Annotated in this window: 6 protein-coding genes; all 6 read left to right on the top strand. The window is 61.2% G+C overall.

Going from position 1 to position 6,501, the window contains the following annotated elements; genetic code table 11:
• Positions 1–1,446, top strand: a 1,446-nt coding sequence (locus tag WBF74_RS06970) for an NAD(P)/FAD-dependent oxidoreductase (RefSeq protein ID WP_424437238.1), incomplete at its 5' end; no start/stop codon positions are given.
• 39 nt (positions 1,447–1,485) lie between these two features.
• Positions 1,486–2,457 (top strand): alpha/beta fold hydrolase, encoded by a 972-nt coding sequence (locus tag WBF74_RS06965; protein WP_424437235.1) that lies wholly within the window; start codon positions 1,486–1,488, stop codon positions 2,455–2,457.
• Between the two features lie 121 nt (positions 2,458–2,578).
• A complete protein-coding gene (locus WBF74_RS06960) occupies positions 2,579–2,995 on the top strand; it encodes a nuclear transport factor 2 family protein (protein ID WP_424437232.1) in 417 nt (138 codons plus the stop codon).
• A 246-nt stretch (positions 2,996–3,241) separates the two neighbouring features.
• Positions 3,242–4,603, top strand: a complete 1,362-nt coding sequence (locus WBF74_RS06955) for a glycosyltransferase family 4 protein (protein WP_424437229.1) — start codon at positions 3,242–3,244, stop codon at positions 4,601–4,603.
• Positions 4,569–5,285: a methyltransferase domain-containing protein gene (locus WBF74_RS06950; RefSeq protein ID WP_424437226.1), complete on the top strand. Its 717-nt coding sequence runs from the start codon at positions 4,569–4,571 to the stop codon at positions 5,283–5,285. Before WBF74_RS06955 ends, WBF74_RS06950 begins: the two co-directional genes overlap by 35 nt.
• Positions 5,282–6,367: a prenyltransferase gene (locus WBF74_RS06945; protein WP_424437223.1), complete on the top strand. Its 1,086-nt coding sequence runs from the start codon at positions 5,282–5,284 to the stop codon at positions 6,365–6,367. Before WBF74_RS06950 ends, WBF74_RS06945 begins: the two co-directional genes overlap by 4 nt.
• Positions 6,368–6,501 lie beyond the last annotated feature (134 nt).

Raw genomic sequence — 6,501 nt, 5'->3', positions numbered from 1 at the left:
GCGCTCTCCCGGACAGGCCGGGAAGTCACCGTTCTGGAGCGTGATGCACCGCCCCCCGAAAGCTCCCCCGACGAGGCCTTCGACAAATGGGAACGCAAGGGCGTGGGCCATCTCCGCCACAGCCATGCCTTCCTCGCCCGCATCCATATCCTCATCCGGGACAACTACCCGGATCTTATGAATGAGCTGCTCGCATCGGGCTGCCGCGAAATCCTCTTCGAGGACAATCTCCCCCCGACGCTGAAAGCGAACTACACGCCCCTGCCCAGCGACAAGGACATGACGATCCTCACCAGCCGCCGCACCACGCTGGAATTCATCATGCGCCGCTATGCTGCGCGCCAGCCCGGCGTGCGCTTCGTCACCGGCGCGCTGGTGCGCGATGTGCTCACCGACAAGGACCCGAGCGGCACCCTGCGCGTGACCGGCGTGCGCGTCGAGCATGAAGGCGAAACGAAAGACTGGCTGGCCGATCTCGTCATCGACGCAGCAGGCAAGAACAGCCAGATGATTGACTGGCTGAATGATCGCGGCGCTGGCATCACGGCAGAGACGGAACGCGCAGGTATTCTCTACTTCACGCGCCACTACCGCCTGCATGAGGGCGTGTCCGAACCCTCCCGCACGAAAATCCCCGGCGCGGGCGATCTCGGCTTTATCAAATATGGCCTCTTCCCCGCCGATAATGGCTGCTTCTCGATCACGCTTGCCGTGCCAGAAATCGAGATGGAAATGCGCCGCGCAATTGTTCGTCCGGAAGTCTTTGACGGGATCTGCGCATTGCTACCCGGCATCGCAAGCTGGACAGCGCCGGAAACATCGCGCGCCGTCAGCCGTGTTTTCGGCATGGGCGAACTCATCAGCCGTTGGCGTCACATGGTAAAGGATGGCGAACCGCGCGTTCTCAACTTCCTGCCCATCGGTGACAGCCTGATCCGCACCAATCCGCTTTACGGTCGTGGCTGCTCCTTTGCCGCTGTTGCATCGGAAGTCCTGTGCGAAACGCTCGGCAAGACCAATGATCCGCGCGAGCGCGCGCGGCATTATCACTCGCGCCTCGCCAAAGAGCTTCGTCAGTATTACGACGACATGGTGAAGCAGGATCTGGCCGCCATTCGCCGCGCCACCAATGCTCTGGACCCGGATTATCAGCCGGGCCTCAAGGCACGTCTCGTAAAGAGCTTTGCGGAAGACGCAATCATGCCTGCGCTGCGCAGCGATGTGGACCTGATGCGGGCCTTCATGCGCGCCTTCCACATGGTTGATGCGCCAAATGCCTGGATGCGCGATCCTCGCAACATCACCAAGGTGCTGCGCATCTGGGCGCGCGGTCGCAAGAAGAAGGCAGACCTCTATCCGCCCAAGCTCGGGCCGAAGCGCGAAGAAATGTATGCCACCCTTGGCATTCCCGCCGACTCAGACCGGCAGCGCCTGAAATCTGCCTGACATATAAAGAGAAAAATGAAACCGGAGGGAGGAACGGCCATGACATTTCCTGAGCCGCATTACGTTGACACGAACGGCATCAAGATGGCCGTTTACGAACAGGGTCCGAAAAATGGCGTGCCCGTGGTCATGTGCCATGGCTTCCCGGAAATCGCCTATTCATGGCGTCACCAGTTCCCCGCCCTTGCGGACGCCGGTTTCCGAGCCATCGCGCCGGATATGCGCGGCTACGGCAATACGGGCGGCCCGAAGGGCGAGGAGGCAGTTCCGCTTTACGACATCGCCCATCTGACGGACGACCTTGCCGGCATGCTCGACGCGCTGGGCCTCGACAAAGCCGTCTTCGCCGGTCACGACTGGGGCGGCGTGGTGGTCTGGCAGATGGCTCTGCGCCACCCGGACCGCGTTGCGGGAGTCATCGGCGTCAACACGCCTTTCATGCCGCGCGGCCCCATTGATCCCATCGCCGCGATGCGCATGGCCTTTGGCGAGGACATGTACATCGTCTTCTTCCAGAAGTTCGGCGTGGCAGAAGCCATGTTCGAAAAGGATGTCGGCCGCTCGATGCGCTTCTGGTATCGCAAGACCGGAACGAAACTTGCCGATTACGACAAGCTGCCCGCGAGCGAGAAGAACCTCTCCTTCCTCAAGGCTTTTGCCGCCGATGAAAGCACATGGCCTGGCAAGCGCCTGCTGACGGATGAAGAACACGCCTACTACACACGCATGTTTGAAAAGTCGGGCTTTGAAGGCGGCATCAACTGGTATCGCAACTTCACGCGGAACTGGGAGATCACCGAGGGCCAAACCGAGAAGGTCAATGCGCCTTCGCTGATGATCTCGGCTGCCGACGACATCGTGCTCCGTCCGGAACTCACCATCGGCATGGAGCAATATGTGCCGGACCTCGAAAAACACATCATCGAGGATTGCGGCCACTGGACACAGTCCGAAAAGCCGGAAGAGCTGAACTCTCTGATGGTGGACTGGCTGAAGCGCCGCTTCGGCTGATAACGACAATGCCGGACCCTTTCACGAGAGTCCGGCTGGCTTTGCCCGGCTTGACCATAGGCAAAGCCGGCTTCCCGCTGCTAGACTGCGCATCCAGATGCAGCTTCGTCCGGCAAGCCCCATGCCCTCTTCCCCTACACGCGACCAGGCGGCACTCCTTTTCGCCAATCAGACATTCTATCAGGCGTTTGCGGAGCGTGACCCCGTACTCATGGGCACATTATGGGCGGAGCGTGAGCCGGTAACCTGCCTTCACCCAGGCTGGCCGCCGATCGAGGGCCGCGAAAATGTGCTGCAAAGCTGGCACGCTATCCTTACCGGCCCTGCCAGTCCCGAAATCGAATGTCTTCATGCAAGAGCCGGTATCCATGGGGACACCGGCGTCGTGATCTGCTATGAGCGCATCGGGCAGGAATATCTGCTCGCCACGAACATCTTCATTCGCAGCGGCGATGGCTGGCTGATGATCCATCACCAGTCCGGCCCCGCCCCCGAACCGGCGGAAAACCTGCCGCCTCCGAAGCGAAGCATTAACTGACGCAACCCCACTGTTGACATTCTTGTTAGCGGGTTGTTGCGCAGCAGCGAAAACTATATGATCCGCGCGCCCGAGCGCGCTCCGCAGCGCACGGGCCTCCACCGTCTGGCCCACCGATCAACCATCCCCTTCGGGGACGGAATGTAACGGTCCGGGGTCGCGCCCACCCGCAATGAGTGGGAGCCCGGACGATCCCCCTTTGTGGCGGGCGCCATGCGGATGAACGAGGCTGATAGAGGACGAAGCATGTCGCAAGTGCTGGAGCGCAGTTCGGTTGCGGAAGAAAAATCGGAAATGTCCGCAAGGCCGGGCGAGCCGGATGGTCCGCGCATCGCCGCGATCAAGGGCGACCGCCCGCTGCGTATTCTCCTGCCGAGCTATCGCTCCAATCCGACAACTGGCGGTCAGGGTGTTTATATGCGCCACATCGCCAAGGCTCTTGTCGAGCTTGGCCACAAGGTCGATGTGATTTCCGGCCCGCCCTACCCCGAGCTTGATCCGCGCGTGCATCTCATCAAGCTTCCCTCGCTTGATCTCTATGCGAACCCGCACCCGATCCGCTCGATCCGTCCCTGGATGTTCGCCTCCCCCATCGACCTTTTCGAATGGTGGAGCCACGCAACGGGCGGCTTCTCCGAGCCTTATACATTCGGCGAACGCATGGCACGTTATGTGCGCGGTACGCTGAATGATTATGACGTGTGCCATGACAACCAGACGCTGTGCTGGGGCCTGCTCAAGATGCGCGACATGGGGCTGCCCGTGGTCGGCACGATCCATCACCCGATCACGATGGATCGTCGCATCGATATCGAACATGCAAAGACGCTGAAGCTGAAGCTGCTGAAAAGGCGCTGGTATTCCTTCCTCAACATGCAGATCAAGGTGGCGCGCCAGCTTGATCCCCTGATCGTTGTCTCGGAAAGCACCCGCCGCGATGTGGTGCGCGAATTCGGCGTTGACGTGTCTAAGACCCGTCTCGTGCTGCATGGCATCGACCATCTGCAGTTCCGCCCCATGCCGGAAGTAAAGCGGCGCGACGATCTCATCGTCGCCTGCGCCAGCGCCGATGTGCCTCTGAAGGGGCTGATCTATCTCATCCGCGCCTATGCGGAACTGCTCAAGACGCGACCCAATCTCAAGCTGAAAGTGATCGGCCGCCTGCGCGAAGGCAACACATCGGACGAACTGCGCGCACTCGGCATCATGGACAAGGTGGAATTCGTGAGCGGTGTCACCGATGAAGACATCACCACGATCTACAATGAAGCGACGATCGCCGTTTCGCCTTCCGTCTATGAAGGTTTCGGCTTTCCCTGCGGCGAGGCCATGTCCTGCGGCACACCTGTCATCGCGACGAATGGCGGCTCTCTGCCGGAAGTCGTGGGCGATGCTGGCATCGTGGTGCAGCATTCCAATCCGCCTGCCCTTGCCGCCGCCATCGCCACCATGCTCGACAACCCCGAAATGCGCGAGGCCTATGGCCGCGCGGGTCGTGAACGCATTCTCGCCCGCTTCAAATGGGAACGCGCCGCCCGCGAATGCGTGGAAATCTACAGGCAGACCATAGAAAATGCAGACAATCGATCTGAACGTGCTCGGGCTTAAAGACGGCCAACGCGCGCTCGACCTTGGTTGCGGCGCGGGACGGCATGTTCACGCCATGTATTACCATGCCGAATGTCATGTGGTCGGCATCGACCTCGGCTTCGAGGACGTGCGCCGCACGCGCGAAGGCTTCGGCACCTGCCCGGATATGGACCCGGAGACGAAGCGCGCCTTCTCGCTCTCGGTCGGCAATGCGCTATCGCTCCCCTTCCCGGATGCGAGCTTCGACAAGATCATCTGCTCGGAAGTGCTGGAGCATATTCCCGACTACGGGCAGGCGCTGAACGAGATCCATCGCATCCTGAAGCCGGGCGGCACACTCGCCGTCAGCGTACCGCGCTTCTGGCCCGAATGGGTCTGCTGGTTGCTTTCGGACGACTATCACAACGAGCCGGGCGGCCATGTGCGCATCTTCCGCGAAGGCGAACTCAAGGGCGCTGTCGAAAGCCGTGGCCTCTCCTTCTTTCATCGCCATTTCGCACACGGGCTTCATTCGCCATACTGGTGGCTGAAATGCGCGGTGGGCGTGAAACGCGAGGATGTGAAGATCGTCAATCTCTACAAACGCTTCCTTGAGTGGGACATTCTTCAGGCACCGTGGCTCACACGCACGCTCGAAAAGATTGCCGGGCCGCTGATGGGCAAGAGCGTCGTTCTCTATTTCCAGAAGGGAGCGGCATGACATATCTGACATGGGGCGACCGCCCGCCGGAAAACTTCTTTGACGGTTCGCGCGCGCGCATTCTTGAGCTGCAGCGCGATAATGGCGCGATCCCCTGGTATGATGGCGGTGTGGTGGACCCGTGGAACCACACGGAAGCAGCAATGGGCCTGACCGTGCTGGGCGAAATCGACCATGCGCGCCGCGCCTTCCGCTATCTTGCAGAAACGCAGCTCAAGGATGGCTCATGGTGGGGCCAGCTTGGCAGCGCCGTTCCCTTCGACGAAGAAGAGCAGCGTTTCACCGGCGAGGAAGAAGATGCAGGCCACCCGATCCGCGACACGAATTTCGCGGCCTACATCGCGACAGGTGCCTGGCACCATTTTCTCATCACGCGCGACCGCAAATGGCTTTCGGACATCTGGCCGCATGTGGAAGCAGCGATGGGCTTTGTCCTCGCCCATCAGAGCGAGCATGGCGATATTCGCTGGGCGGCGAATGATCCGCATACGCCGGAAGATGACGCGCTCGTAACGGGCTGCTCCTCCATTTACAAAAGTCTTGAATGTGCGGCGCAGATTGCGCGCGAACTGGGCCAGCCCTCGCGTGCCTTCATGGAAGCCCGTGCGCGGCTCGGCAAGGCGCTGCGCGACATGCCGCACCGCTTCGACCGCACATGGGAGCCGAAGGATCGCTACTCGATGGACTGGTACTATCCGGTCCTCGCAGGCGTCGTCACAGGCGAGGCCGCCCGAAAGCGCCTTGCCACCAAATGGGATATTTTCGTTGCGGAGGGTAAGGGCTGCCGCTGCGTGCTCGACCAGCCCTGGGTGACGGTCGCCGAAAGCGCGGAACTGACCATGGCCCTTCTCGTCGCAGGCCAGCGGCGCGAGGCGGAAGCCATGCTTTCATGGCAGCACCAGTGGCGCGCCGATTGCGGTGCCTATTGGATGGGCTATCAATTCGTGGATGAAGTCGCCTGGCCCGCTGAAAAGCCTGCCTGGACAGCCGCTGCCGTGATCCTCGCAACCGATGCCGTGGCGGGCCTCACCCCTGCCGCCCGCCTCTTTGCGGAACGAACGCTAGCCGAGGCGGCGGAGTAGCCGCAGGCTCTTCACCACACGCTCTTCTGCGAAAAGCCCGGACGCCAGCGCCAGTTTGTATATCTCGTAAGGCGGGCGACCGCCATCTTTCGGGTCCGGGAAAACATCATGGATCGCGAGAATGCCTCCCGGCA

It is taken from the genome of Parvibaculum sp. (genome assembly GCF_049672805.1).
Lineage (GTDB): Bacteria > Pseudomonadota > Alphaproteobacteria > Parvibaculales > Parvibaculaceae > Parvibaculum.
Note: the sequence above shows the minus strand (reverse complement) of the source record. Positions and strands in the feature narration are given on the sequence as shown.